The organism is Yersinia hibernica (genome assembly GCF_004124235.1).
Classification (GTDB): Bacteria; Pseudomonadota; Gammaproteobacteria; order Enterobacterales; family Enterobacteriaceae; genus Yersinia; species Yersinia hibernica.
Map to the genome: position 1 here is coordinate 3,823,667 of NZ_CP032487.1, position 26,431 is coordinate 3,850,097.

The following is a 26,431-nucleotide window of genomic DNA, read 5'->3' on the forward strand; positions in this document are numbered from 1 at the left end:
CTGACTACGACGTCAGTAATGACTCCGCCTGTGCCCAGCGCGAGGCAATCATTGTTTTTGCCTGTTCGAGCTGTTGTTCACCGAGGAGTTCTTTCTGCAGACTGGCCACGGCACCAGGTGCCTGCGTGAATGCCGTCAACAGATCGGCTTCCGGCAACATGGGGAGTGGCTCTCCGGTAATTAAATCCAGCGCTTTGGCTTCCAGTGCCATCACACCCGCGGTACCTGCCAGTCCTGACAATTTTCCCGCCAGTTTTTTCTGTTTAAAGCTAAAGACAACTCCGCCTACCAGCGTGGCCACACCCACCACATTGCCCGCAATGGTCAGCAGTGACAGTTCTTTATTGCAGTTGTCGCCGAAGTAGACCATTCGGTCGCGGAAATAGCCGCCCCAGGGCTCGCGGCTACCAAAGGTGGCGTGCAGGAACCACGCACGGGAGTCATGAACTTGCTCGTCATATAAGTCACGAAGTAAGCCACTGGGTTGCTCGGCATTGCTCGCTTCGCCCTGCGGCGGGAACAGCACCTTGACATGCGCGTCGCCATCGGCTTTCATCCGTTTGAATTCTGCCCGCTCGTCATCGGTATTGATCAGGAAAATGGCCGTTTGTGGGATTTTATCCAGCACCAACTGCCAGGCACTGGTCAGGCTGCGTGATTCACCACGATAGTCATGACCAAATTCCTGAGCGGCCTGATAGAGCTGGGTTTTGGCGATATCTGGGTCAAAATCCTTCACCCCCGGTGGTAGGAGTGGGGCTGGGTCACCTGGGCGATGTTCAGCCAGTAATTTTTTCCTTTCTTTTTCCACATCCGCCTGTTTGGCATCGCGCGCATCTTTGGAAGCTTTGAGTTGCAAAGCGGTACCATCTTTATCATTTATTTGCTGATAAAACGGGGTGTTAAGCAGAGTAGCCCCAGCATAGCGATTAATACGCCAGGCAGTGATCCACCCCATCTGGTTATTCACCGCTTTTTCAAGCGTGACGCTGGCACGCACCGGTTCAAACTGTGCGGCCTGTTCAGCGGTTAACTCTTGTGGGGCTGGCGGCAAATTCAGTGTAACTTCACGCCAGGCGTTGAAACGGTTGATGAGATCCTTTGAAATGAAAAACTCTCTACCCACATCAAATGACATTTTACGCCATTCATCATGTGCCAACGCTGGAGATAAACTATCCTCTGGTACTTTAAGTGGCGCTCCGATAGCAAATGCAGCAGCATACATTTCATGTAATGCAATCTGCGATAACAAAAAACCATCATGTTTTGCATTTGCCTTGCCCTGATCGCCGGGAGGATAACCACCACCTAAATCAGAATGCATGCCCGGATAAACCACTTCCACGCTGTTGGATGGGTATTTGCCGTCGGTATGGCGGATAGAGTCCAGCGGGAAGCATAACCGCTGTTCATTAGACGAAATCAGATGCACACAACGTTTGATAAATCCGCCATAGGTGGCCTCATCGGGCAGTTCCTGAGTACCGTCGGCCCAGGCCATATGCCCTTCGGCAACCGGTGCCACATGGGCAATACCCACCGAGGCCACCGTATCCAGCAGCCCGAGGAACTCGACACTCAGTGGGATTTTTAAATCATTTATCGCCAAACATTGTTCCGGCTGTAGGCCTTCGGCTTCTGGTTTTGGCAACAACTCACTCAGCCAGCGGACAAAGGCGCGTGCCTCGGCGGCGCCGCGGGAAAAACCATATACATAGAGTTTGATGCCCAGCAGTTTCGGCTTGCCCGGCTCGGCCGGCGTCAGCGCGGTACGCAGCTTCGATTCAAGCTGTTTGAGCTGCTTACTGAACTCTTCATAGCGGTTATGTGACCCGCCGAATCCCAGGGATGCCCAGGAGGTATTCATGCCTTTTATCGCCGACAAGCAGGCGCTATTACTCAGTTCTTTCATGCCCATAGTAAGCATCAGAGCATCAATTAGCCGCAACAACCCCCAGTTTATCCGGTCTTCACCAAAGCGTGCCCCCGCCAGCCCGGTCATGCTGTATTCAAGGTCATTAATCTCGGGGAACGGGGTACCGACGCCGGGAATGTAGTATTTGAAATATTTTTTGCTGATGCTATCGCTGCTATCCAACGGTTCTTTTTCTGCGCCCCCGGCATAACCGGTGCCGATGGTGGCACGGAACAGCCGGGCAATATTGGTTGGGTGCTTAGGGTCGGACAAATACTGATCGTTGTTAAGGTTATTACCGGTGCCGTCGAAAAACAGGCTGATATGTAAAGTGTTACAGCATGGCGGTTCAACCCGCCGGTCTGCGGCCAAACACAGTTCCTGCCGGTAAGCGCGTTCCTGACTGTCCTGCTGATGGCAGTTTTTTCCCACCAGTGCCGCCTGAGTCGGTAACCGCCCTTGCGCCGGAAATTGCGCCGGATACCAGGCAATATCCTTTTCTGTGCTTATTTCGGACATACTTTTGGCTCCGGCATCTTCAGCGGTTCTTTAATTGGGTGATTAGGGCTGTTGTAGATGTAACAGGAGGTGGTAACTTTTACCTCATCACAAGGCATAAAATGTACTGTGATACCGCAGGTTTCTTGCCCGGTATAGTCCGGCACAGGTACCACTTTGCTATGCTGCCGGTTATTGGCACTCATTTTTTTTTCCCATGCCAAATACTTAGCATCATCACCGAACCCTGGAAATCCCTTCATACTGCTTTCACCACTTTCCCAGTCAATTCTGACTGTCATTCCCGGTCGTTCTTTAACCGGGTCAATTGGCCATCGGGCTGTTGTAGATGGCCCAGTGGGTGTGGTTGATGGCTTTGATGACACCCCCGCCGCCCTGTGCTTCTGCGCCGGGCTGGGTACACGCTGAGAGCAGAAAAAGCCCTGCCAGCAGGCTGAATTTGTTGAGTTTCATGTCACTGTTCCTTCCGTTGAGGTAAGACTGATGAATAACACGTGGCTTAGGATTTACCGCTCACCAATAAATCAGGAAATCATAAGCTTTTTGTTATCAGTGGGTTAAGCGTTCGAGAGACTTATTTCGGACATACTTTAGGCTCCGGCATCTTCAACGGTTCTTTTATCGGGTAATTAGGGCTGTTGTAGGTGGCACAGGAAGTGGTGACTTTTACCTCATCACAAGGCATAAAGTGTACCGTGATACCGCAGGTTTTTTGTCCGGTGTAATCAGGTACGGGTACCACTTTGCTATGCTGCCGCTTTTGAGCGTTTATTTCTTTTTTCCAGGCTTTATATTTAACTCTGTCAGCAAACCCTGGAAATCCGTCCATTTCACCGACACCACTCTCCCAATCAACTCTGACTGTCATCCCCGGGCGCCATGCCCCCGAGACGCCATAGCAGCAACCGCCGCCGCCGCCCTGATAAGGGCCGATAGCATCTATACCCGACTGGCCATCGATGCTGAAGTTATTGATAGCCCAATGAGTGTGGTTGATGGCTTCGATGCTGCCGCCACCACCTTGCGCTTCTGCGCCAGATTGGGTACAAGCCGAAAGCAGAAAAAGCCCCGCCAGCAGGCTGAATTTGTTGAGTTTCATGTCACTGTTCCCAAGAGGCGTTGCTTGACGAAATCGTCCCTTTCGTCATCCATCAATAACCCTGCCTCCGTGGCCGCCATCATTCCCTCGTAACAAACAGAGAACACTGTTTCCTGCCCCATTATTAAGGTATCTGGAACAGTGAGGTGTCTGAGTAATAGATTCACGTCACAGACACACATTAAATTTTCCAGTTGCCTGTCGTCGAGGATCAGCATAGATATCTCCTCCTCACGTTTGAGCAATGCGCCATTCCCTGCGATTTGACGGGGTTGGTTATCTCTGTCCAGCCAGCTCCAAAAAATAGCCGGGCGCAGAAGATGAGCTTGCTGGTTGGCATCGAGAATATGCGAAAATAGCAAAGGAAAAATTCGGGAGTCATAGAACCGAAAAATCCCCTCCTGGCTGCCACAGACCACGTTAGTACAGCGAGTTAAGTAATCAGCGAGACTGGCGAAGGGCCAGACCGAACAGAGCATTAATAATTGCCCTGTCCCGGCTAACTGCATGGCCAATTCAATCATCCATTGCCGCTGTAGCGTATTGTCGAGATCGATACGGATCAACAACGGCGCATCCTCCAAAAGTATTTCTTCAGGAAGGTCTTTAAACAAAGAGTCCCATTGAATGGCAGTTTCAAAGTTTGTGAGTGTCGGGAGCAACGAAAAGTCACTTCCCGCCTGATCGATAATCATATCGATGTGTTTTATTTTTAAATCGCTACAGGATGACTCAATTAATTCAACCCACTTAATAACCTGCTCGTTATTCATTGTTATGCGCTCCTTGGCACAAAGCCTTGCGCGAGTGCCTGTGCCTTTTTAAGGCACTCTTTACACACCGAATTGGGTAATTCTGGCAATGGGAAATCCTGGCTCGCCGGGGACTCCATTTTATGCATCCCTTTGAGGCTTAATAGTCCTGGCCCGTGGATCTCAATTTCACCCTGTGGTGTTAAACGGATATATGCCCCACCGCACCCCAGTGTAATGCCGTTCTTGGCGGTCAATTGCAGATGCCCTTGAGTTGACTGGACAGTGACATCTTTTAATGCCGTCAGGGAAAGTACATCGCCGTGTGACTCAACTTCTAATGGCCCTTTGCCTGAGACCAGCCGCATCCCTTCCTGTTGTGAAAGCAGAGAGACCGCTTGGGAGGCATTTGCCGAAAATCGCTGAGAGCTGGTCAGGTTTATTTCCCCCTGACTTTGCAGATACATTGCTTTGCCACTTTGCAGCAACAGACTTTCTGGCGTAACCGCACCAATACCCTGTGGCGCACTCATCAACAGGACAGGGCCTTTAAGCTGGGTTGAGTCAGTCAAAAGCTGCTTCAAACTGCTGTTCTCTGGCGGGAAATTATGATGCGTCTGAGTAATGCTTCCCCATTCCGTCATCTGGTTTAGCGCACCTTTCATCAAACTGATAGGTTGCGCCATCTCCAGCACCTGCCCCTGGGCTTTGGCCTGACCGTCGGCACTGATAAAGAGGCCCTTTTCTGCACGCAATGCACCAAAACTGTCGGTACGCAGCTCAAAACCTTCACCCCGAGGCTGTTTCTCGTTATCAACTAAATGCCCCAGGTTCAGTTGGCTTTTGCCGCCGTATTCGGTGCTGAGCTTGATGTGCTCTTTACCTCGTTCATCTTCAAGGCGCAGTTTATTATTCGACGGAGTGCGCAGTACGTTGCGTTTGTAATTACTGATGGTGACATGGTCGCCGTGCGCCGAGTCGTGCAACACAGAGGCAATATACGGCCGGTCCGGGTTGCCATCCTCAAACGCAATCGCCACTTCGGTGCCCGCCAGCAGCGGCAGGTGCAGGCCGTAGGTGTCACCCGCATACGGTCGAGCCTGACGAACCCACAAGCTTTCGTAACCCGGCTCCCAACTGTCACGGTCGAACATCAGATTGACACGGTAGCGCCCGTCTTTGTCGATATGACCATAAGTGTCGTTCGCAGTGGTGCTGGTCACCCGCGCCGGCAAGGTCCCGGCCATGGTCGGCTTGCGGATAAGTGCTGGACGGAAGCAATAATCTTCGGAGTAAGGGATGGCCTCAAAATGCACTTCATAGCTGCGGTCACGGCGGGCATAGCTGGTGATGCGGGTGATGACCACCCCTTTACCAAACTGTGCCGGTACATCGTTTCCGGTGACTTTCAGTTCCTGACCCGGCCCCAATGTCGCCGCATTGGCCACCCCCGAAAAACGCGCCTGATTATTGAGGTAACGTTCATGGCGCAGGCGGGCATAAAATGCCCCACTTTCACTTTCCGGCTCACGCCCCTCGCTGCCTGCGGTCAGGTAGTTATCGGCGTAATGATAAGCTTCGCCGTAGGTGGTGGTATCACCCCGAGTGATGTCTGCCCCGGCCGTCATATCGGCAGTCGCGATGCGGTAGTTGTAATCGCCGGTACTGACCGATTTTTCAACCACCTGATGAGCACTGGACAAGTCCCAGACCGACTCCACGGCGCTGTCGTGCATTCCCGAAGGTGGCACCGCTTGTAGCGTCAGCCCTGGCGGGTAAAAACGTTGGTCGTCGTAAAACTCCACCACATCAATATTAAGCTTGGGGTCAGCGGTAAAACGAAACCAGATCCCCACTTCCGCCAGCAGGCGGCTGATAAAGGTCAGGTCATCTTCGCCGTACTGCATCACCTGCTCGCGGCGCGGATATTCACGGGCCAGCGTGAAGACAAAATCCTGGCCGCGCATGTCATGGCGCTCACGCAGAATTTTTTCCACAATCTGCGGCACCGACATGTCCTGATAAATCCCGTTCTGATGGCTACGCGACAACAAAGCCAAACGCGGTTGCAGGCTCAGTTCGTAACGGCATTCATCTTTTGAAGCAGACAGGCGTTTAAATCCGGTCACCACGCCGTGGATCACTCGCTGAGTTTGCTGAAGCATCACGCCAAAGGCTTCGGCCACTGGGGCCGCCAATGTCAGTGACGCGTCCTGCATCAGCATCGTGGCCGGGTCAATCGCCTTGTCTGTGCTGGTGAATTGAATGTCGTAACAGAACGGCTGGCTTAAACTTTCGTGACCTTCAAAGCCCAGTACATCAACAGAGGCCGTGCTGTCGCGTACCACCAGTTTGTGGTGGCTATGATCAAACCGAATAGCAGGGAGAGAGGTATTCATTTTTCGCCTCCTTCAAATTCAAGGGTAATGCCGTCGGCTTCATCCCAGCCCAACGTCAGCGAGGTGGTGCGCTGTTGCTCGCTCATACGGCTCAGCAGTTGCTGGCTCAATACCGGCAAGATCTGCTGATTCAGCAGGCTGTCGATGTTGCGCGCACCGGTGTCCGGCAACAGGCAGGCGGCGACCAGCTGGTCGTACAGGCTTTCTTCAATCGTGCAGTGCAGGCCGTAATGTTTGTTCAGACGCTTGGCGACCTGCGCCAGTTTCATCTCGACGATGGTACGCAACGCGGTGGCATCCAGTGGCCGGTAGATCAGGGTCTGGAAGCGGGCTAATAGCGCGGGCTGGAAATGGTCGCGCAGGATCGGGCGCAGCAGCTCGTGTAAATCACTGTGCGTCGCTTCCGGTTGTTCATCCAGTAACTGCATCAGATGATCACTGCCTAAATTGGCAGTCATTAGGATCACGCTGTTACGAAAATCAATTTCGCGCCCTTCGCCGTCGCGCATAAAGCCACGGTCAAATACCTGATAGAACAGGTTAATGACATCGGCGTGCGCTTTCTCAACTTCATCGAGCAGCACCACGCTGTACGGGCGCTTGCGCACCGCCTCTGTCAGAATACCGCCCTGACCATAACCGACATAGCCCGGCGGCGAACCTTTGAGTTGGGAGACGGTGTGCGCTTCCTGATATTCGGACATGTTGATGGTGATCAGCGATTTCTCACCACCGAACAGTGTGTCGGCCAGTGCCAGCGCAGTCTCGGTTTTGCCCACCCCACTGGGGCCAACCAGCAGGAACACCCCCAGCGGGCCATTTTCGGACGTCAGGCCGGTTTTGGCGGCGCGCAGGCGTTGTGCCATCTCAACCAGTGCCGCATCCTGACCGACCACCCGGTTCGCGAGGTGGTTTTCCAGTTGCAACAAATCGGTCTGTTCGTCTTTCAGCAGGCTGCTCAACGGCACGCCGGTCCAGTCAGCGATAACCGTGGCGACGGTGCGGACATCAACATCCAGCGACAGCAGCGGCGCATTACCCTGAATCTGACTTAACTCTTCCTGCAACCTGGCCAGATGTGCCGCGTTGGCGATATCCTGACGCGCGTCGATAATCAGGGTGGTCAGCCGTTGCTCTGCTTCATATTGCTGTTCAAGCTGCTGCTGTCCAACCAGCAGTTCTGCGCGGCGTTGCTCTATCTCAGATAAGCGCGTTGAACCGATGTTCGGCAGCAGGAGCAAGTCCTGTTCGATGGCCTGTTGCTCCATCGCCAGCGCGGCCAGTTCGGCGTTAATTTCCATCAGCGCGACCGGTAGCGTGTCGATGCTCATGCGCACCCGGGCACCGGCCGTGTCGAGCAGGTCAACCGCTTTATCCGGTAGTTGGCGGCCGGTCAGGAAGCGCCGCGACAAGGTAACCGCCGCAGTGATAGCAGAATCCAGAATATGCACGCCGTGATGCTGGGCGTAGCGGCCCTTTAAGCCGCGCAGCATCAGGCTGGCTTTGGCGTCGTCCGGCTCGTCAACTTTCACCATCTGGAAGCGGCGTTCCAGTGCGGCATCGCGCTCAAAATACTGCTTGTACTCCGACCATGTGGTGGCAGCGATGGTGCGCAACTCGCCACGCGCCAGTGCCGGTTTCAGCAGGTTGGCCGCATCTGCGCCACCGGCCTGATTACCGGCACCGATGATGGTGTGGGCTTCGTCGATAAACAGCAACACCGGTGTTGGCGATTGTTGTACCGCCTCGATAACATTTTTCAGCCGCTGCTCGAACTCACCTTTGACCCCAGCCCCGGCTTGCAACAGGCCCAAGTCCAAGGTGCGCACACTGACGGTTTTTAAGCTATCCGGCACGTTACCTTCGGCAATACGCAGTGCCAGCCCTTCAACCAGCGCGGTTTTCCCCACACCCGGTTCACCGACCAGAATCGGGTTGTTTTTACGGCGGCGCGACAGGATATCAATCATCTGGCGGATCTCGCTGTCGCGACCAAAAATCGGGTCAATCTGCCCGGTTTTCGCTTTAGCAGTCACATCGAGGGTAAATTTATCCAGCGCCGCTTGCAGGGCGTCATTGAGTTGTGGCTGGCCGCTGGCAGAGGGAGTAGTCGCTGCCTCATTGGTCAGATTGACCGGGCCGTCTGCCAGTGCCGCAGCCTGCTGAACTTCAGGGCGCTCGTCGGATTGGCTGTCCAGCAGCGGTAACAGACGGTGTAACTGGGTAGTACTCAGGCTGAGCAACGGCCAGGCGGCATCGGCGGCCAGTAATGATGGCGAATTTATCAGAGCAGATAACAGATGAACGGAACGCACCGCATCGGCATCTTCCTGTAGCGACGCATCCAGCCAGGCACTTTTAATCAGTTGCTGTAACGCGGCTGACAACTGAGGTTTGCCCTGCACGGTGCGCGGCAACGTATCCAGATGGGCCAGCAACCCCTGCCACAGGCTGTCCATGTCCCACTCATAACGCCGGGCAATCACCGTGATATCGCCTTCACCCTGTTCCAGCAGTTTCAACAACCAATGTTCAACGGTTATCTCGGCATGGGCACGGGTCTGGCACAGGGTTGCAGCACCGGCCAGTGCCTGCGCACAATAGGGATTTAACCGACGTAATAAGTGTGCTGAATGCGTTGTCATAAATTCTCTTCCTTGTGTGTCATTTACCCTGTCAGGCACGCTACCGCCCATAGCCATAAACCAAGGCCCATAAGGTCATCTGATAAAATATCAATGCGTTTAGCGGAATACCGATGAGTCGATGCTTAGCTAAAAACACAAAAAAAGCAGACGGCGAACCGTCTGCTGGGTGTTATTACGCCGTAGCGCGTTCGTTCCAGGAATCGGAATGAATGATGTTGCCGTCTTTGAAGGTCCAGGTGATTTTTTCGTAGCGCAATTCCACCAGTTCCAGGTGATTGTGCTTCTCTTTAGCCGGATCTTTGACGTCGTGCATTTTCGGCGCGACTTTGACTACTTTGACGTTTTCCAGTTTGGTGTTGAAATATTCAACTTCCTGGCCTGCGTCATCAATGCGGTACCATTTGAACTCGGCGGTTTTCAGCGTCTGACCGGTGGTCACCGCTTTGTACAGATACGGGGTGGACGCATCGATTTCTTTGGTGAATACGAACGGGGTATGGATACGGGTACCGGTCAGTTTGCCGGTATTGTTATCGGTTGGGATGTACAGGTTATGGTCCTGTGCCACAATCTCAATGCTGCCTTCACGGCTTTGCACATCAACAGAACCCTTGATGTCCGCACCGCCGTCGTCTTTCAGCCACAGATAGACTGGAATTGCCATGTAAAACTCCTTGTTACTTACTGAGTGAGGCCGCGTGTTCCTGCGACCGGGTTACTGTTTCTGGCACCTGGCAGGCATCAGCCTGCGGTACCAGACTGATTTCGACCCGACGGTTGGCCGCACGGCCTTCCGCCGTATCGTTAGTCGCGACCGGGCGTGTCGCCCCGTAGCCTTGCACCGCAAAGCAGGTCGGCGAGACGTCGCTGGTTGACAGCATCCAATCGCGTAATGCTTCGGCGCGCTTAAGCGACAGAATTTGGTTGGCCGGTGCATCACCGGTAATGTCGGTATGCCCGGCGACCACAATCAACCAGCCCGGTTTGGCTCTGATATTCATCAATGCATCAACCAGCATCTTGATGCTGCCGGGCTTGAGTTGAAATTTGCCCACATCAAACAGTGACAGGCTATCAAGGCGGACTGTAGTGGGTGTTTCTTTACCTATCGCAGCCGGTGGTGGCACATAAGTTTTCACTGCGGCCAGTAAAGGCAGTCGCAGACGCCATCCTTGATACAAACCCAGTCCCAGACGCAGTGGCTCACCATTGCGGAACCCGTTATCAAGTTCCGCCGCATCCGCCCGTAATACCGCAACGGCCTGCGCTTTAGGGGCGTGATCGGTCATGGCAACACTGTAGTAATGGCGGATATCAAAGGTCACCCGCTGCAACAGTTGCCGGTTTTGCCAGGCACTGCTGCACAAAGCCACCATCACCGCCAGCGTCAGTAAGGTGACACCATGGCGCAGCACCCGACGACGTGACGACACGCCACTGCCAAGGGGAAGCGCTGAAAAGACAAAATCCGGCAAAGGTAATCCGCCATGTGCGGCCGCTGGCGGTGGATGCCAACCGGACACCTGTGTCAGCGAGGTATGGGCGGTTAGCCAATGTTGCCAGAGGGAGCTTTGCTCTATATCTGGCAGACCAGCAACCTGCTGCTGAATAATCTGCTGCACAGCGACCGGCGCCACATCCTCATTGCGCACTTGCAACACTGAAAACACCTGCATCTTCAACCAGCCATGATGGCTGCTGAACAACACCGCCTGTTTCAGTCGTTCCGCCTGTACTACACTGCTTTGTGCGCGTTGCCAGTCGGCCAGAGATCCCGGCGTCGAGACGGTTGACCAGAGCGTCAGCGGCGGTGTCTGCTGCTGTGACAGCCAAACCACATCACTGGCAACCGAAGTGGCCACCGTGCTGCTCACCAGTAAGGGAATGTGATGGCGGCTATCGCTACGCAGTTGCATCAGTTGCCAGCGCAGCTCTTGCAGATCGGTGGCCAGCAGGCGCTCATCGCTGCGTTGCTGCGGGTTCACCACCACCATCACCGCCAACTGAGCGGCCCATTCAGGCCGCTGCCACAGAAGCTGTCGGGTAAACAGTTGTAGGCTGTTTATCTCATCCACTCGCAGCCAGCAGCCTTGTGCCGTCTGCAGCATCCTCTCGGTGCCAAATAATGATGCCAGACCATCACCACAGACCAGCACCACCGGTAAACGGTGGTTTTCAGGGGGTAGCCCGGAGAACGGGGGTTTAGAGAGTGCCCTGTTCGGTTGACGTCTAGCCCGCCCTATCCCCACCAGACAAATAAGGGCAACCGGCAACAACATAAGCCAGCCGACTAACGGGGAGAAAGGCAAGAACGCCAGACACAATATGCCCGCCAGAAGACCCGCCCATAGCCATAACCCATATCGCCACAGCGGACTCATCACATTGGCCCCGGTAACAGTGTCGGTAACAAACCAGATAGCCAGTGGTCAAGACCCCACCACAGCAGCGCGACCATCAGCGCAGCCAACCCCAGTCGCACTGGCCAGTAACGCAGCCAGACCCCAAGACGGTTACGGGATGAGGCAGTTGCCAAGATCCCACGTGATGGTGAAAAGCTGAACGCCGGTACCCGTGCGGTCAGTTGGCTGACCAGTTGTTCCCGTTCAGGTACCGCAATAGAGCGATATCCCCCGAGGAACCCCAACATCAACACCCGGTGAAAACAGGTCAGTACTGCACTATCTGGTGCGGGCTCACGCAACACGGTGCGCATCTGCTCATAAAGCTGGTTACCGGCATCTAGAGTGTTGAAAAAATGCGCCTGCAAGGGCGAGTGACACCACACAAAGTAGGCATCATCCTGTACACCGCGGCCTTTCACAGTTTCATCCAGCAGAGCACATTGTGCGTACCTGATGTGCTGGCAACTTTGTTCGCTGTGGCCGGCGTCTTTCAGCGCCTGATGGACACGTTCAATGTCTGCAACACAGCGTTGCCAAAATGCCTGCCCTTCACCTTCGGAGCAGGCCATTCCCTGACGCAGGCTGATCACCTGCAGCCAGGTATCCTGTAGTAATGCATCAATATTCCCCGTAGGGGAGTGTTCAGTTATTTGATGGTTCATGCGCGCAACACCGCAAACAATTCCAGTTGGATCTCACCCAGCGTACCAGGCACATAGAACACACAAGCCCCTGCCTCCATCATCTGCTTCGCAGCAGGGTGGCTGAGATCAAGGGAGAAATACTGATTTTCCAGGCGCAAGGGGATGGCGGCAGGGACATGGCTCAGGGGACGCAGCGGGATCCCGCTCAGTGCAACATTCACCACATTACCGACATCATCCGGCGCGCCGGCTTTACACAACTGCGGGAACTGGGTTTGTAACTGCGCTGAAGACAGAGTGGAACGTACCGACAGATAGAAATCGGCCCCCTCACGCAAGCGAGGATCACGCAGGGTCGCTCGCCACTGATTGATACGCGGTTCATGCTCCAGCTCAATCGCCACCACCCGTGAAGGGAGGCTGGCTTCCAGCAGAATATTCAGCAAAGCAAATAAGGGAGGAAAGACGCGGGTCAGGTGTTCATGCTGATAGGCTGGGATCGCTGTCACCTCGTGTTCAAGGGAAAACGTCAGCAAACTGCCCGCCAGTCTTGCCAGTTCCTGATACAGCCGTTCTGGGTGGATCTGTGGATAACGCTGAAAATTCCCCAGCACCGGCTCAGCGCTGTTAAGGGCGTTGAGCAGCCAGAACAGCGACACATCCGCGACAGCAAAATCAGCCATTCGTGCATTGCTTTCCCGGCGCATGCCCATCAGACGCTGTAAACGCGCCCGAAGCTGCACCATCAGTAATTCCAGCTGTTCGCCACACCAGGCACTGGCCTGCAAGCTCAGCATAGGCGGGATAAAACGTGGATCCAGTGTCCAGCGACCTTGCGCATCCCGCAGCAAACGCGCCACCGGACAGACCTGATAATCGCCGTTTTCCTGACTGTCCAACCGCAGGGTCAGTTGGTGGTACATCACCGCGACCTGCTTTTTATCATCCCCATACTGATTTTGTACATCGCGCCAAGCCTGACGATGACGCACGGGCCGTTCGCCCCGCTCATCGGGTTGCAGGCAGTTACCCCCGTTGGCATACAGTTGTGGCATCGCCAGCATAACCGTGGCTTCGGTGGCCTCCGGCGGCAGATTCGCGGCCAGTGTCAGTGTCGGGGGCAACACATCAGCACAATCAGTGTCCACCAGGACACCGTCCTGAAAACGAAGGTGCAAACGTTCTGCTTTCAGGCGGCCTTGAGCCAATGCATCTAATGCAAAAGTGGCCTGAAGGACTCCCCAGGGATGCATGACGCCCATTTGTGCGATGCATTCATTGGTCCAGGCCTCCCAAGAAGCCTGTTGTTGAAATTGCTGCGGGGAAATCAGAACTCCGCGAGTCCACAGAGGACGTTCAATCTTCATGGGTACTTCCTTGCGTACAATCATGCCCGATGAATTTCAAATTACGGCAAGGGCATTCACCCCCGTCATTGACTGGGGTGAATGGGCATAGCCAACAATGCTGCAGTTTGAAAAATGATGACAATCAGGCTTTCGCCTTCGGCATCTGGGAAACCAATGACAGATTCACGTCCATACCTTCAACCTGGAAGTGCGGCACCGCATACAGCTTGACGCGGAAGAAGCCAGGGTTGTCTTCGATATCTTCCACCGTGACTTTTGCATCACGCAGTGGATGGGAAGCCTGCAAATCATCACCCGGATCAGTCATTTCCGTCACCAACCCACGGATCCAGTTATTCAGTTCCAGCTCCAACAGACGGCGGTCTTTGGTGGTGCCGATGTTCTCACGCTGAATCAACTTCAGGTAATGGGCAATGCGTGACAGCAAGAAGATGTAGGGCAAGCGGGCATTAATACGGCTGTTGGCGGTCGCATCAGCCGTATCATACAACGCCGGCTTCTGGGCAGAGTTGGCCGAGAAGAAGCACGAGTAATCACGGTTTTTGTAGTACGACAGCGGGATAAAGCCCAGATTGGCAAACTCAAATTCGCGCGTTTCCGGGATCATCACTTCTGACGGGATTTTGACCTGATTACCGGTACCCAAATCGTACAGGTGAATAGGCAGGTTGGTCACCGCGCCACCGGCCTGCGGGCCACGGATCTGCACACACCAGCCGTTTTTGATGAAGCTTTTCACCATATTGGCGGCAAAGGCAAACGAGGCGTTGGTCCACAGATAACGGTCATGGTCCGGCCCTTTCACCTGCTCTACGTAGTTAAAGCTGCGTACCGGCACCGTGTCCGGGCCGTAAGGCAAGCGCCCCAGCACGCGCGGCATGGTCAGGCCGATATAGCGGGAATCATCTGAGTCGCGGAAGGCTTTCCACTTGATGTATTCGGCACGGTCAAAGTAGTTACCGATATCTTTGATGGCGGCCACTTCTTCCATGTTCTCTTTACCAAAGAACTCTGGACCCACTGAGCCAATAAACGGCATATGGGCTGCTGCCGCGACCTTGGAGATATTGCGCAATAACGCGATATCTTGCGGGCTACGGTCAAACTCGTAGTTGGAGATAGCGGCGGCAATCGGCTCGCCACCGGGGGTGTCGTATTCCTGAATGTAAGTCTGGGTGTAGAGACCGCTTTGCACGATTTCAGGGGCGTCTTCAAAATCCTGCACCAGATGATCTTTACTGATATCCAGTAGTTCAATGCGTACGTTTTGACGGAAATCGGTTTGATCGATAAGGGATTTCACGCCATGCCAGGTCGACTCCACCCGTTGGAAATCAGGGTGATGCATCACCGCATCCAACTGGCGACTGATTTGGTCATCCAGTGCCGCAATGTGGCCATCCAGCAAGGTTTTATCCAGCTTTTCCACTTTTTTGGACGATTGCTTCAGCAAATCTAAAAAGACACTGACGGCGGCAGTAACACGCTCATCAGTGGTGGCATCGGCCATGGTATCGTTGTTCTGGAAAGCATCCAGCCCCGTCAATGAGGAGACCGGGCTCAGGTTGATTTTTTCAAATAAAGCGGCATAAACCCCCTGGGCTACGGGACGGTTTTTCTCTAATACGGTCGTCGCAGTACCCTGCGCAGCATTTTCCTGTACAGACATCAGCATATTCCTTTTCTTCTTTCTACAAGCAGCCAATCCGGCGATTAACAGTCTTTGGGGGCCAATGCCGCCAGTTCAGCACGCAGCTCATCGCTCAATGCTTCGTCTTTGAGGATATTTTCCAGTTCACGGCGGAAGGTGGCGTTGTCCAGCAAATTGGACTTGAGATCACGCAGCAGATTGCGCATTGCCAGCAAGGCACGCAGTTGTGGGATTTGACGGGCGACGCTTTCCGGTTCGAAATCTTTCATCTCGCGGAAAGTCAGGGCAACGGCGGTATCAGTGTTATCGCCTGCTAGCGTGTCAGGCACCGCCAGTTTCAGGCTCGGTTGGAATTCAGCCAAAACACTGTTGAAATTGTTTTTATTGATGTTAAGCTTTTCACGTTCGGACAGTGGGCGTTGTTCCTGACCGTTGCTGTAATCACCCATCACCAACAACTTCAAAGGCAGCTCCATTTTCTTTTGAGCGCCGCCTGTATGCAGGTCTAATTTAATATTAATGCGTGCTTTAGGTATCTCATTTTGGAAGCTTGAAGAGGACATCGACTTTCCTTATTAAGGGAAGGAAACTTAAAAAGCCACCACTGAGAAAATGAATAGAAATAATCTACATTATCCGGCACAGCATTCACTGCCCACTGATTAACTCGGTGTGCATTAAAGTAAAAAAACACTTTAGTAGATATCCCTATCCATTCATCGGATGGCATGAAACAGTATCAGACAGGTATTTTTCACACGCATTAGCATATCAATTAAATACCAGTGCGCGCAGTGTAGAAACATTAGCCATCTAACACCAACGAGTTAAATGTAACAAAAAGTAAATTTTAAATATTCATAAAAAACAGATCATCACCATGATGTGTAAGACATTTCTCACAACAGCAAGGTAAACCTCTACGAACAAAGAGATTAATAAACATCATAAAAATTAAACTGGGCGTTTATGAGAATCATTGTAGGAATATGCCTATAGATATTTTTTCCAGAAATGTGATGTGTATTCGGAGGATTTTAGAACCCGATAGGTTCACAAGAGGCTTATCTATTATTGCCGTGAATCAATTAACCTCTAATAACGTAAAAATGACTTATCGATGGGCAACGTCATTGTGAATTACAATGAGTCTACAAAAAGATATGAGTGGCAAACTTATGCAAATGAGCCCCCATTAACGTTGAGAAATACATTCGCCAACATGTAATGAGTACAAGCATAATATCCTGTTTGAGTATAGCCCCGTCTGCGCAGGACTCACCTTTCCCCGTGTTAGCACCCGTAAGAATACGGTCAGAAAATGAGTCTATGAAATCGATTATGCAGATCAATCAGTCGATATTGATCAGTTAATCTGATCAACTCAATATCGTTGTCATTCGTCATAGACAAGATAAGTGATTTTTTTATGCGTGATGGCTTCATCCCCTTCCAAAAAGCCAATCTGCAGATTTTAACGGTTACATTTGAAAGCATAAAATGGTGTGGACAAGTCATCGGCTCCCATATCGCGATAGATAATGGAACGCAATTATCATCAACCGATTATCCCGCGTTTTTATACTCCGTAATAGGTCTATAAGGATTTTACAGTCCAACTGAAATTCCAAAAATCGTCGAAAATTAATGAGATACACTTGATAGTGAGATACAGGCGATTTTTCGTAAAAAGATCGATAAAAGACGGGGCTCGTTCGAAACACCTACCCCGATAAAACATAAGTTGTCTGGTGTCGAAAAATGCTACAAAATGAAACTGCGCTCAAATGGCTTCAGACTCGCCTTTACCAGGCCATCGATACATCTGAAGGTCAATATGATGTCATTACCACAGTTATCACCCTATATCGCCGAGAAGACACCGACTATGCGCTTAAGACAAAACAGTCTAAAGAGTAGAAACTGTGAATCAAAAGAGGGCTGTTGCTATGAGCATTGAAAATGGCTTTGATCCGAAAGACCTGGAAGATATCTGCTCCAGGAAGCGAATCAAATTTAAAATGAAGAAAGCCGATTATAAAGAGCTAGGGTGTAATCTGCTTTTAGGGTCTGTAGATGTTTCTATTGGTTGCTTAGGTGCGGCAGCAATTGTTGCTGGCACTGTTGCTGACTTAAAAAACTCGTCAAAACATGCAAACCAAAACCACGAACTAAAAGATGGATTTCGTGATGGCCATAGTGGTGATGGTTATTATTTTGGTGACATAAAAAACGATGGCTAGCTATTCCCATGATAAGAATAGCTAGTTCATGTCACTCGACTAGTTAATTCGCTCCTTTGGTTACGGCTTTAGTTACTGCATCTTTAACCATGCCCCCACCTTGCTGCCCGGCATCTTGTGGCATGCTCCCACCTTTAGACATTGCCTGAGCTAACTCCCCAGCTTTAAAACCAATCCAGCCCAGCATCCCGATCCAGAACATCGGAAATACGATATACATCATTCCTAGTACCAAATTCATGATCCAGCCATCAGCGGTTGAGCTCACAAATTCGGCAAAAGGTACACTGCTGTTCGAAATGCCCTGCGCTGACATGCTGTCATACAAGATGGTGATCATCCTGTCATCAAGCCAGCCCGCCAGTTCCCACCAGAACGTGATAAACATCAGCGCAAACAGCGCGAACGAAATAGTCACTACGGTTTTCGGCTCATAAGCACTGAACATCATCAGCACTGGGATAACGATAATAATCATCATCTCCAGCAGCGCCTGTATCATCGGCAATGCCTGCTTCAGCGCATCAAAACCCGGCAAGGCTTCCGTTTGCTTAATCCCTACACCAATAGTCGAAACAAGCCGGGTAACGTTACCGGCTAACCCCGAGGTCGTATCACTGCTACCCACGGCATAAGTTTCCCCGCTCCCGCCTGATAATCCCACATTACGCGGACTCACCAGCCAGCGCAGGGCCATTTCCTCCCATTCAGCAGAACTAAACTTTCGCTTTAGCGCATTTTTTGTTGAATCATCAATATTGGCCAGCGCGCGGGCCTTCAGGCCGTTAGTACCGTCAGACCACCACTGTTTGCAAGTGGGATAGCCTCCTTTGCCGACATCGGGATAGCCGCTGTCTCGCGCATTGTCATACGGCCACTGGCTGCGGGGGCTGGTCGAGGTGTAATAGTCATAGTACCCGCCAGTATTGAGAAAATAGCGGCTCCCAATCCATCCAACAGCGTTGATGGTGGCGTCACTGAGCTGACTGTTGCTGTTTTTGAGCTTAAAGTACGACCGGGAATAGCACTGGTCGGCGAAGTCCTGCACTTCCTGCAGGACAATCGGATCCCGGATTTTGGTATTTTGTATGTCAAACCGCAATTGCCGGAGCTGGTCGCCACAGGGGATCGACGCAACCATTGCCTGCGTTATGCCTTTGGAGACCAGATGCAAAAGATACCACCACACCGGCACCTCGGCCGTCTTCCCATCAAAATCGTTAACCAGCCCTTTATAACCGGAGTTCTGCGGCGTGGGTACGCTCACACCACACTGTTTCGCCCGCGACGTGTCAAATTTAATGGTGCTGATATCGACCGGCAACAGCGGAATACAACAGAACAACATCACACAAAATGACACGTACAGGGCGTGCTCCACCCGGGGCAGAGCCAGAACGCCTTTATTGCCCTCATCCGCGCCCTCCTCCCGCACCTTCAGCCAGATACCCAGGACTTTGAAAACCAGAGGCAGCGCGAACAACCCCGTACTGAGCAGAATGTTCCACAGCGCGTTGTTCAGTATCCAGCCGAACAACACCAGAAAATACTCCAGAAAACTGTTAGCCGTCATCGTGCCCCCTTATGCCAGTACGGAACGCCAGGCAGCGAATTCGAGTACCAGAATAAAACCCGCCGCCGTCCATTCCAGACGACGGAGTGAACTTCCGGGTGATTTTTTCATGACCTGCGAGCGCACTCCACAACACCATGCCCACCCCAGAACGGTATAAAGCGTCAGTCGCCAGACAAACAGCCCATAGCGGCTCGCACTCAGCCAGTCCCGAACTATATGCCCGTCCGGGTCGAGTTCAAACAGCACCGAGGCGAACAGAAATAGCCCTACAGTCAAGGCCACAATGACCAGAACAATCAGGGCTAAACGGCCCGCGCCACCTAAGCGGGGCTTTTGTGGGTGGGACGCTGGCATATTCATGGCTGCACGCCTGATGTCTGGCCCATGTTGTTAAAGCCCTGGTCCTGGCTTCCACTGTGCTGCTGCAGTTTGCTGTCCTGGTTACGCGCCCCCTGTCGGTCGAGCGTGGTGAGCAAACTGTTATTACTGATGGCTTTTCGCAAAGTCATTTCATTGCTCAATGCGGCAATTTCACGGTCAAGGGCATCGACACGCCGGTCTCCTTCTGCCAACGCTTCCGGTTGATCAGCCGCATTCGGTTCGGACTGCCCGGTGGTCAGCATGCGCCGCATGGTCAGCGCCTGCTCTACCGTATCGGACATCGCCAGTTCTCCAGCAAGGCGCTGAACCAGTGCAGCATTGTCCGGGTCGTCTTTCAGAGACTGGATAACCCCGCGGGTCACCACCAGGCTGCCGGTTTTCAGTTTGGCCAGATTATCGGCAGTGGGGGCCTGTGAACCGCCGACCAGTTTGGACAACTGCTCAAGGTTTTCTTTGGTGGCATCTTCCAGTATTGGGGAGAAACCGGTGCCGGCCACCGTGCTGCCGGCGGCGTTCTCATCCCCGCCGCTGTTGCATTCGTTGGCCTCACGGCAGGTACGTATAGAACGGTCACCCAGCACTTTAACCACAGCGGTAGCCGCGGCCTCTGAATCCGGATAACGCTGGCATACCGACCCGTTGCAGCTGGATGCCCCCACGGTGGTGTTGCTGGTCACCGGCAGATTGTTCATCATGTTGTAGCCCGCTTTCGCCAGGTCGTGCGTCGGCTTGATCGCCGGTTGGCCTTTACCCCCGCGTTTCTGGCCCCCCATCCAGGTCGCACCATCTTCACCGGTCGCCTTCTGCAGTTTCTGGTCGCTGCTGACAGCGTCACCGTCGCTGGACGCCACGATATCTTTGTACTCCTCGGTCACGGCCGCCTGCGTCCATTTGTTCCCCATCGTGTAATCGGCCATTTTATTGGCCATGTTCTGACAATTGAGCTTGGATTTATCAAAACTCAGCCCGGCCTGCAGTACCCCGTTGGTCAACATTTCATACAGCCCCGGGTTAGCCCGCTGTATGACCATCGCCGGCATGCTGGCCACCGCGCCAGTGGCTCCCTGAATAACCGTCCCCATCAGGTCTTTAAACCCGCTGGTCACACCATTGAGCTGGTTACCGACCGTGGTTTTGATGTCAAAATTTCCGCACATCAGGTCACTGCTCAATCCTCCGTTCATCCCCAGGCGAGTCATGCTGTTGCGGGACGCTGGCGGAGATATCACCGAACCTCCACCAATTGAATAGAACAGGCCGTCACTGATGGCCCCGTTAGCGGATACACCGGTTGAGGAGGCCGTGACCTGCGCATACGCTGGCGACAGGCTGCTGGCAAACAGAAACAGTAAGGCCTGGGGCAACATCGGGTTGTTTTTTGTGTACATTGTCATAGCATGAGTCTCACGAAAAATCGGTGCTGTAGAGGAAAGTCTGCCCGCGACGTTTACAGCAACTGTAGGGCTGCCAGAGCGCCCAGGCGTAGTTCCCGTCCTGGGCAACCGTCGTGCCGGTATCAGGAAACACGGCGCAGGTGGTCGTCAATTGTGGTGAAAGGCGTTGCCATTTATGATTTTGGCTACCGGTATTCTCTTTCACCGGCGCCGGTGGCCAGTAGCCTGGTGATGGCTGACCAACCAGCGGCTGATAAACATGAAGCTGACCGTTACGGGTAATAACATCCGCCACGCGCTGAGCCACAACGGCGGCAGATTTGTAACTGTCCTGTTGCGTGACAAACCCGCTGCGCGGGTAAATATTGCCCCACATATTGGCGCCAGCCTGGCTGCCGAGCTCCCGCTGACCGGGGATAAGCGCTTCCGGGTACAGCGCTTCAGGCAAGCCACTTCGCCACACCAGGGCATCGAGGGAACTGACAAAATAAGGGATAAATGGCGTGGCGGCAGATTGACAGGAATACCCAGCAATCTGTCCCCCGATAAGCGTGGTGGCCGGGTGACCATACGCATCGGCATAATGAAAATGCAGGTTTTGTTTGCGCAGCCCAGCGACTTTCATTTCCTGCTGGCCGCCGCCGGCGATGACGCCGCTGAGTGCGCCCATCATGCCACTTTCCCCGTGACCAGCAACATCACTGACAGTGGCCATTTCCGTCCAGGGATTATCTCCCGGGCCGGAATACGCAGACACCACAGCCTCAGGGATAAAATGCTCGACCTTGACGGACGTTTTGACCGAGCAGCCAAAAGGCGTACACAGCAGCCAATAGCAGATGCCTTTCACCGTCCAACTGATGCAGGACACGCTGACCGCGCTGGAAATCAGGCTAGCCGTGTTGACGCTGGCCATACTCAGGCCGCTGCCGACCAATAATGTGGCCATCAGCAGCCGGCGGGAGCGCCGTGGAATAAGCGTCATTGGTGCGCCCCCCGCCAGTCGGCAAAATGCTGCATGGCTACACTGACGTCAGTGGTCCCGTAGACCACCCATTTATCGTCAAAAACCACCGCCGGAAAGTGGGTCAGGCCCAGCGACCAGGCTTTCATCAGACCCTGATAGGCACTGGCCAGTTGTTGTTGTTGCGCGATAAATGCCGGTTGACCCAGAACATCACGAGCCTGTTTTTCGGCCAGGGCCGCATTCGCCGGCAGGGTGCCAAATATATCTGCCTCCAATCGCTCAGGCGCATCAAGGTAAACCACCGGAATATCGGGGGAAGCAGATGAGACGGGATGGGTACTGTCGGTATAAATGACAGTACTGGCACTGGCAACTGCACACAGCCACAGTGCCGGCAGAAAGACGATGAGTCTTTTCATGGTGAACACTCCTTAAGCGGTTAACCCGCCTAAGGTGCGTTTATAACGGCCGGACGTCAGTAAACAACTCAATATCTGACTGTGAAAATTTATCCGGTTTACCCGTAAGTGTCCTGCTCTGCACGCCACTTTAGATAATTCGACTCCGCGTCAAAATGGCCCACAAAGGTAAAGCTCGCCGCAGCTGCATCACCCCTACCACACAGAGATGACACACCCTATCCCTAACGCGCCTGCGGCTTGTTCAACGGACGTCGGCAGCCCAAAAGATTTGAGCAGCCGTCGCCCGTTTCCGATCACCCCGCATTGGCTCCGTCAATATCCAGTGATTTCAGCAACCACATCATGTCAGTGGCATCCGGCACATTGATATACCACCGCACGCCCTGGGCATATTCATTATCATCAGGCCAGACCGTGTTACCGGTCAGCGTAATGAGCAGATCGAGCGTGGCACCGGCACGGTCACTCAGGTGCAGGGAAAGGCAATTGAGCAGTCCTACCCGGTGCGGCCGCAGAGAAAGGGTCAGCGGTGCAGGCAGACGCCGGCGGATATTCTCTCTCAACTTCATCAGTTGACGATGATCGCTTTCACCGATACGTGCATCCCCTTGTGGCGGCACATCAAACATGACGGCAAGACGCATTTCACTGTCGTTAACCACGGAGGGGGGGAACATTCCACGTCGTCTCATGCTGTCCTCATTTCAGTGAGTATTCCTCGTGCCTTGTCGAACTTACGGGCCACATGGAAAGCGGCCTCCAGTTCACTGCACAGATATTCGTTCATCAAGGCCCGCCGCTCGGCTTTTTCTTCTTTTTCTGTCATTCCCAACGCCAGATACAAGCTGGGCGGAACTGCCCTGAACAAGGCTTCCACCCGCTTGGCCAGCACCACCCCTTCGGTATAGCACCGCGGAAGCTTGGTCGCCGACAACAGCATGGCCTTTTGCTCAACGGTGAGTTTTTTAAAGCGGGCAATTTGCTCGACCTCATCCGGCGGCATGGTCAGACACAGCCACCATTCGGCCATGTTCAGCATTTTCTCCGCCGTATCAGGGTAGTCCGCCAGGTTCTGCGTCGCCAGCCACAGCCAGGCACCGAGCTTACGCCACATTTTTACCACCTTGGTCATATACGGTGACAGCAGCGGATTTGTGGTCACAATATGGGCCTCATCGATGACCATATTGATTTCTCTGTCGTGGTACTGGTCGCGCTCGGCAATGTTGTTCACCGTGTTGACCAGGGCAATGACCGCCACCGCCATCTGCGCCTCATAGCCCTCACGGGCCAGGGTGCCCAAATCAATCAGCGTCACGTCTGCCTCGGGCCACGGCGTGCCCGGACGGTTAAACAGCTCACCCTCGAAGCCTTCCGTGAACATCCGCAGGGCTTCAGACATTTCTTCCGCACGCGCCCGCCGGCTGGCCGTTCTGCGTTCTCGGCCATCGGTATCCAGTGAGTTATCACGGGCGATATTTTCCAGCGCGTACATCAGGTCCTCGGGCAACATCTGACGGTTTTCAGCAAATGACGTCCTGGCCGCAATCAGGATCGCCTCACGCAGCATTCCGCGGTCAGCGCGGGTCATGCGCGCTTCTTCCGCCGCTTCCCCGCCGGTGACCATCAGGCGCGCCGCAATCTCCATCTCTCCCAGGATGTCACGTTTCTCGTCGTCTTCGTCATCCTCAGCGCTGGCATCGAGCTCGGGCAGCGCTGACTCATCAATGACCAGTTCATCCGGTGAGACCTGCAGCAACAGATGAGCATCGGCAAACGGGGCCAAAGAAACCCCCTTCCCGGGCTTGACGCTGATTTTATTGACGGTCAGCCCGAGCGACTCATAATAATCCGCCAACAGCCCGAAGGAGTTACCCGCTTCCAGTAAAAACAACCGAGAGCGATGCACCGCCATCAACTGAGCCAGCGCGGCGCAAAGCGTGGCGGACTTCCCGGAGCCTGTCGGTCCAAACAGCAGTAAATGCGCGTTCTGTGTCCGGTCAAGCTTGTTCATCGGGTCGAAGGTCAGCGGGGCACCACCGCGGTTGAAGAAGGAAAACCCAGGATTACCGGTGCCAGTATCACGCCCAAACACCGGCAACAGACAGGCAAAATGCTGCACGAACGTCAGCCGGCTGTACCAGTGATTTTTATCCACCGCAGGGTTAAAACACATCGGCATTGCCCGCAGGTAACCGTTCAGCGGGGCCACATCGTGCTCCGGGTTCACCGGCTGCAGCCCGGCATTGAGCAGTTTGGCACTGATATCGAGATAGCGCTTATCAAGCATATCGAGGTCTGGCGCGCGAATAAGAAACGTCAGTGCAGAGCGGTACAGCTTATGCCGGTCACCCAGGTATTCACGGGCTTTTTTCGCATCTTCACGGGCACGGGTTGACTCAATATTTTCCCCCATGGCATTACGGCCAAGACGGTTAAACTCCTCTTCCAGCACGTCCTGAGGCTGGACAATCAACGTCATGGCAATCAGGGTGCCTTCCGGCATCAAATCCATCAGGGTATTGATATTCTCCCCCCGCCGGACTTCACCGGTCAGATGGCCCGTTTGCGGGGCACGGCGTAACCGCTCGACCGGCACAGCCTTATGCGCGACGTTGTCGAACCACCACACGCCGCGCTCGGCATCGCTGCGCGGGCGCGTAAACCACAGGGTTTCACTAAAATCGTTAAGAATAGGCAGGCTATTCGGCTCGCCATCGTCATGACGGGCGGCCCGGTAAAGCACTTCAGGCGCGACCCACTGCGGGCTGGGGTTAAACCAGCGCAGCAACCAGCTGTGGATTTGCTCCCCGTTTTGACGCTCACAGCGGATCCCAGCCCCAGCCAGCGCAGAGGTCAGGCGGTCACACACCTGATTTAACATCACAGCCGGTGGTAACGGGTCACGCGCATGCTTTTCGACGTAGCGGTAAATCACCATCCGCGTACGTCGGGTCTGGCCACGCCAGGGTGCACCTGTGACGATTTTGTCCTCAAAGAGCCCGTTCTCCACTGAAATGCTTTTCATATGCCGTTCGGTTTCAGCCAACCAGGCCTGCGTAAATTCAGTGCCCTGTGCCCAGGGTTTGACATATCCCCGCAGCTTATCCATATAGGCCGTCACGTCAGTTTCATCCTGGCAGTAAAACTGCACCACCCACTGGTTCCCATCGAGTTCCGGCAGGCTGTCCTGCAGTGCATCCTCCACCACATCCCGAATTTCCTCCAGGCGTTCGGCTGGGCGGCCTTCGGTGCCGACGGGGATCACTTCAAATACCGCCCCGACGGAGACGCCGTCATCCAGTAACAGGCACCGCCACTCAGGCAGATATTCCCCCCAGGGCATGTAATCGATAATAGAAGGCTGCTGGCAATAGGCACGGGCCTCATCCTGGTGTGTAAACCGCCCTTCACGGCTAAACGGCTCATGGCCCTCGACCGCAAAGGGGCCGCTGCCGGTAAGGTATGCTTCAGAGACATAGGATTGACGACGAAATAATGAAAACATTACAACTCTCCCGTGCGTTCGCCCGGCAGGGCATACTGAATTTGACTGTAGAAGGGAAATACCGTGCTGTAGCCCGGCACTGGGGCATTGCCCTCGGCAATGTGGGGGTAGACATACATCACCATGTCAGGATTAGGCAGCCGTGGGAAGGTCTGCTGAATCTCATTTTCCTGCGTGCGGCTGTAACTTTCTGCCACCGGCGTGGCGGTCCCGCGTTCCCTGTTGTTCAGTGCCCGACGCAAGGTGGTACGCCCTTCACCAGTAGCATGCGTTGTCGACGCGCCGTCATTCCACAGCTCGAGCATGGTACTGTCACCGGGGGGAAGCATGGCATCTTTACTGGTGCTGCAGCCGCCAAGCAGCATAAATACCAGGGCAACGAGCGGCCGTATTGTTCTCTTTTTCATGGTTCTACTCCCCTTTTTTGTAGAGCGCATCCGCGCTGGCAAAATCCCGAAAACAACGCAGCAAAAACGTGTCTATCTCCGGCCGCGGTAACACCCCTTGTCCGGCAGGCGCCGTCACTTAACCGCCG

The 26,431-nt window shown here is 53.8% G+C and carries 21 protein-coding genes and 1 pseudogene; 2 read left to right on the forward strand and 20 right to left on the reverse strand.

Annotated features, from left to right (window positions below; all coding sequences use genetic code 11):
- Positions 1-4: 4 nt before the first annotated feature.
- The 12 genes and pseudogenes from D5F51_RS18015 to tssB form a co-directional block, all read right to left on the reverse strand.
- Positions 5-2,437: a T6SS phospholipase effector Tle1-like catalytic domain-containing protein gene (locus D5F51_RS18015; RefSeq protein ID WP_129198221.1), complete on the reverse strand. Its 2,433-nt coding sequence runs from the start codon at positions 2,435-2,437 to the stop codon at positions 5-7.
- Positions 2,425-2,890, reverse strand: a pseudogene (gene tli1a / locus D5F51_RS18020) (Tli1a family immunity protein). Before tli1a (D5F51_RS18020) ends, D5F51_RS18015 begins: the two are co-directional and overlap by 13 nt.
- Positions 2,891-3,011: 121 nt before the next feature.
- Positions 3,012-3,536, reverse strand: a complete 525-nt coding sequence (gene tli1a, locus D5F51_RS18025; RefSeq protein WP_129198223.1) for a Tli1a family immunity protein — start codon at positions 3,534-3,536, stop codon at positions 3,012-3,014.
- Positions 3,533-4,309, reverse strand: coding sequence for a toxin Tle1 chaperone Tla1 (tla1, locus tag D5F51_RS18030; protein WP_129198225.1), 777 nt, complete (start codon positions 4,307-4,309; stop codon positions 3,533-3,535). The genes tli1a (D5F51_RS18025) and tla1 overlap by 4 nt, the downstream gene beginning before the upstream one ends.
- A gap of 2 nt (positions 4,310-4,311) precedes the next feature.
- Entirely contained in the window at positions 4,312-6,687 is a 2,376-nt protein-coding gene (gene vgrG, locus D5F51_RS18035) for a type VI secretion system tip protein VgrG (RefSeq protein WP_129198227.1), read from the reverse strand.
- A complete protein-coding gene (gene tssH, locus D5F51_RS18040; RefSeq protein ID WP_129198229.1) occupies positions 6,684-9,332 on the reverse strand; it encodes a type VI secretion system ATPase TssH in 2,649 nt (882 codons plus the stop codon). The genes vgrG and tssH overlap by 4 nt, the downstream gene beginning before the upstream one ends.
- Before the next feature lie 175 nt (positions 9,333-9,507).
- A complete protein-coding gene (locus tag D5F51_RS18045; protein ID WP_002210014.1) occupies positions 9,508-9,999 on the reverse strand; it encodes an Hcp family type VI secretion system effector in 492 nt (163 codons plus the stop codon).
- Positions 10,000-10,012: 13 nt separating this feature from the next.
- Complete coding sequence (locus tag D5F51_RS18050) at positions 10,013-11,716, reverse strand: OmpA family protein (RefSeq protein WP_129199453.1); 1,704 nt, start codon at positions 11,714-11,716, stop codon at positions 10,013-10,015.
- Positions 11,716-12,402, reverse strand: coding sequence for a type VI secretion system protein TssL, short form (gene tssL, locus D5F51_RS18055; RefSeq protein WP_083162569.1), 687 nt, complete (start codon positions 12,400-12,402; stop codon positions 11,716-11,718). Before tssL ends, D5F51_RS18050 begins: the two co-directional genes overlap by 1 nt.
- Positions 12,399-13,751: a type VI secretion system baseplate subunit TssK gene (tssK, locus tag D5F51_RS18060; protein WP_050292348.1), complete on the reverse strand. Its 1,353-nt coding sequence runs from the start codon at positions 13,749-13,751 to the stop codon at positions 12,399-12,401. The genes tssL and tssK overlap by 4 nt, the downstream gene beginning before the upstream one ends.
- A 124-nt stretch (positions 13,752-13,875) precedes the next feature.
- The gene (gene tssC, locus D5F51_RS18065) at positions 13,876-15,429 is read right to left on the reverse strand and encodes a type VI secretion system contractile sheath large subunit (protein ID WP_050292347.1); all 1,554 of its coding nucleotides are present in this window, start codon (positions 15,427-15,429) and stop codon (positions 13,876-13,878) included.
- Positions 15,430-15,467: 38 nt separating this feature from the next.
- Positions 15,468-15,968: a type VI secretion system contractile sheath small subunit gene (gene tssB / locus D5F51_RS18070; protein ID WP_038630827.1), complete on the reverse strand. Its 501-nt coding sequence runs from the start codon at positions 15,966-15,968 to the stop codon at positions 15,468-15,470.
- A gap of 1,386 nt (positions 15,969-17,354) precedes the next feature.
- On the opposite strand from tssB, the gene D5F51_RS18075 reads away from it, so the two are divergent.
- A complete protein-coding gene (locus D5F51_RS18075) occupies positions 17,355-17,648 on the forward strand; it encodes a hypothetical protein (protein WP_129198231.1) in 294 nt (97 codons plus the stop codon).
- A 43-nt stretch (positions 17,649-17,691) separates the two neighbouring features.
- Here D5F51_RS18075 and D5F51_RS18080 read toward each other — a convergent pair whose 3' ends face one another.
- From D5F51_RS18080 to D5F51_RS18115, 8 genes are all read right to left on the reverse strand, one after another.
- Positions 17,692-19,221 carry a conjugal transfer protein TraG N-terminal domain-containing protein gene (locus D5F51_RS18080; protein ID WP_129198233.1) on the reverse strand — a complete coding sequence of 510 codons (1,530 nt, stop codon included), beginning with the start codon at positions 19,219-19,221 and terminating at the stop codon, positions 17,692-17,694.
- Positions 19,222-19,230: 9 nt separating this feature from the next.
- Positions 19,231-19,584 carry a hypothetical protein gene (locus tag D5F51_RS18085; protein ID WP_129198235.1) on the reverse strand — a complete coding sequence of 118 codons (354 nt, stop codon included), beginning with the start codon at positions 19,582-19,584 and terminating at the stop codon, positions 19,231-19,233.
- A complete protein-coding gene (locus D5F51_RS18090; RefSeq protein ID WP_425471895.1) occupies positions 19,581-20,993 on the reverse strand; it encodes an integrating conjugative element protein in 1,413 nt (470 codons plus the stop codon). The genes D5F51_RS18085 and D5F51_RS18090 overlap by 4 nt, the downstream gene beginning before the upstream one ends.
- Positions 20,994-21,009: 16 nt before the next feature.
- Complete coding sequence (locus tag D5F51_RS18095) at positions 21,010-21,984, reverse strand: TIGR03756 family integrating conjugative element protein (RefSeq protein WP_129198237.1); 975 nt, start codon at positions 21,982-21,984, stop codon at positions 21,010-21,012.
- The gene (locus D5F51_RS18100; RefSeq protein WP_129198239.1) at positions 21,981-22,385 is read right to left on the reverse strand and encodes a TIGR03757 family integrating conjugative element protein; all 405 of its coding nucleotides are present in this window, start codon (positions 22,383-22,385) and stop codon (positions 21,981-21,983) included. The genes D5F51_RS18095 and D5F51_RS18100 overlap by 4 nt, the downstream gene beginning before the upstream one ends.
- A 296-nt stretch (positions 22,386-22,681) precedes the next feature.
- Complete coding sequence (locus D5F51_RS18105; RefSeq protein ID WP_129198241.1) at positions 22,682-23,080, reverse strand: hypothetical protein; 399 nt, start codon at positions 23,078-23,080, stop codon at positions 22,682-22,684.
- Positions 23,077-25,896, reverse strand: a complete 2,820-nt coding sequence (locus tag D5F51_RS18110) for a conjugative transfer ATPase (protein ID WP_099462332.1) — start codon at positions 25,894-25,896, stop codon at positions 23,077-23,079. The genes D5F51_RS18105 and D5F51_RS18110 overlap by 4 nt, the downstream gene beginning before the upstream one ends.
- Positions 25,896-26,303, reverse strand: a complete 408-nt coding sequence (locus D5F51_RS18115; protein ID WP_245994824.1) for a TIGR03751 family conjugal transfer lipoprotein — start codon at positions 26,301-26,303, stop codon at positions 25,896-25,898. The genes D5F51_RS18110 and D5F51_RS18115 overlap by 1 nt, the downstream gene beginning before the upstream one ends.
- On the opposite strand from D5F51_RS18115, the gene D5F51_RS22820 reads away from it, so the two are divergent.
- Positions 26,224-26,394: a hypothetical protein gene (locus D5F51_RS22820; protein ID WP_245994978.1), complete on the forward strand. Its 171-nt coding sequence runs from the start codon at positions 26,224-26,226 to the stop codon at positions 26,392-26,394. The genes D5F51_RS18115 and D5F51_RS22820 overlap by 80 nt on opposite strands.
- Positions 26,395-26,431: the final 37 nt, after the last annotated feature.

Coding starts and splice junctions, on each gene's coding strand:
- D5F51_RS18015 (WP_129198221.1), bottom strand. CDS start 2,437: ATGTCCGAAATAAGCACAGAAAAGGATATTGCCTGGTATCCGGCGCAA.
- tli1a (WP_129198223.1), bottom strand. CDS start 3,536: ATGAAACTCAACAAATTCAGCCTGCTGGCGGGGCTTTTTCTGCTTTCG.
- tla1 (WP_129198225.1), bottom strand. CDS start 4,309: ATGAATAACGAGCAGGTTATTAAGTGGGTTGAATTAATTGAGTCATCC.
- vgrG (WP_129198227.1), bottom strand. CDS start 6,687: ATGAATACCTCTCTCCCTGCTATTCGGTTTGATCATAGCCACCACAAA.
- tssH (WP_129198229.1), bottom strand. CDS start 9,332: ATGACAACGCATTCAGCACACTTATTACGTCGGTTAAATCCCTATTGT.
- D5F51_RS18045 (WP_002210014.1), bottom strand. CDS start 9,999: ATGGCAATTCCAGTCTATCTGTGGCTGAAAGACGACGGCGGTGCGGAC.
- D5F51_RS18050 (WP_129199453.1), bottom strand. CDS start 11,716: ATGAGTCCGCTGTGGCGATATGGGTTATGGCTATGGGCGGGTCTTCTG.
- tssL (WP_083162569.1), bottom strand. CDS start 12,402: ATGAACCATCAAATAACTGAACACTCCCCTACGGGGAATATTGATGCA.
- tssK (WP_050292348.1), bottom strand. CDS start 13,751: ATGAAGATTGAACGTCCTCTGTGGACTCGCGGAGTTCTGATTTCCCCG.
- tssC (WP_050292347.1), bottom strand. CDS start 15,429: ATGCTGATGTCTGTACAGGAAAATGCTGCGCAGGGTACTGCGACGACC.
- tssB (WP_038630827.1), bottom strand. CDS start 15,968: ATGTCCTCTTCAAGCTTCCAAAATGAGATACCTAAAGCACGCATTAAT.
- D5F51_RS18075 (WP_129198231.1), top strand. CDS start 17,355: ATGAGCATTGAAAATGGCTTTGATCCGAAAGACCTGGAAGATATCTGC.
- D5F51_RS18080 (WP_129198233.1), bottom strand. CDS start 19,221: ATGACGGCTAACAGTTTTCTGGAGTATTTTCTGGTGTTGTTCGGCTGG.
- D5F51_RS18085 (WP_129198235.1), bottom strand. CDS start 19,584: ATGAATATGCCAGCGTCCCACCCACAAAAGCCCCGCTTAGGTGGCGCG.
- D5F51_RS18090 (WP_425471895.1), bottom strand. CDS start 20,993: ATGTACACAAAAAACAACCCGATGTTGCCCCAGGCCTTACTGTTTCTG.
- D5F51_RS18095 (WP_129198237.1), bottom strand. CDS start 21,984: ATGACGCTTATTCCACGGCGCTCCCGCCGGCTGCTGATGGCCACATTA.
- D5F51_RS18100 (WP_129198239.1), bottom strand. CDS start 22,385: ATGAAAAGACTCATCGTCTTTCTGCCGGCACTGTGGCTGTGTGCAGTT.
- D5F51_RS18105 (WP_129198241.1), bottom strand. CDS start 23,080: ATGAGACGACGTGGAATGTTCCCCCCCTCCGTGGTTAACGACAGTGAA.
- D5F51_RS18110 (WP_099462332.1), bottom strand. CDS start 25,896: ATGTTTTCATTATTTCGTCGTCAATCCTATGTCTCTGAAGCATACCTT.
- D5F51_RS22820 (WP_245994978.1), top strand. CDS start 26,224: ATGGCATCTTTACTGGTGCTGCAGCCGCCAAGCAGCATAAATACCAGG.
- D5F51_RS18115 (WP_245994824.1), bottom strand. CDS start 26,303: ATGAAAAAGAGAACAATACGGCCGCTCGTTGCCCTGGTATTTATGCTG.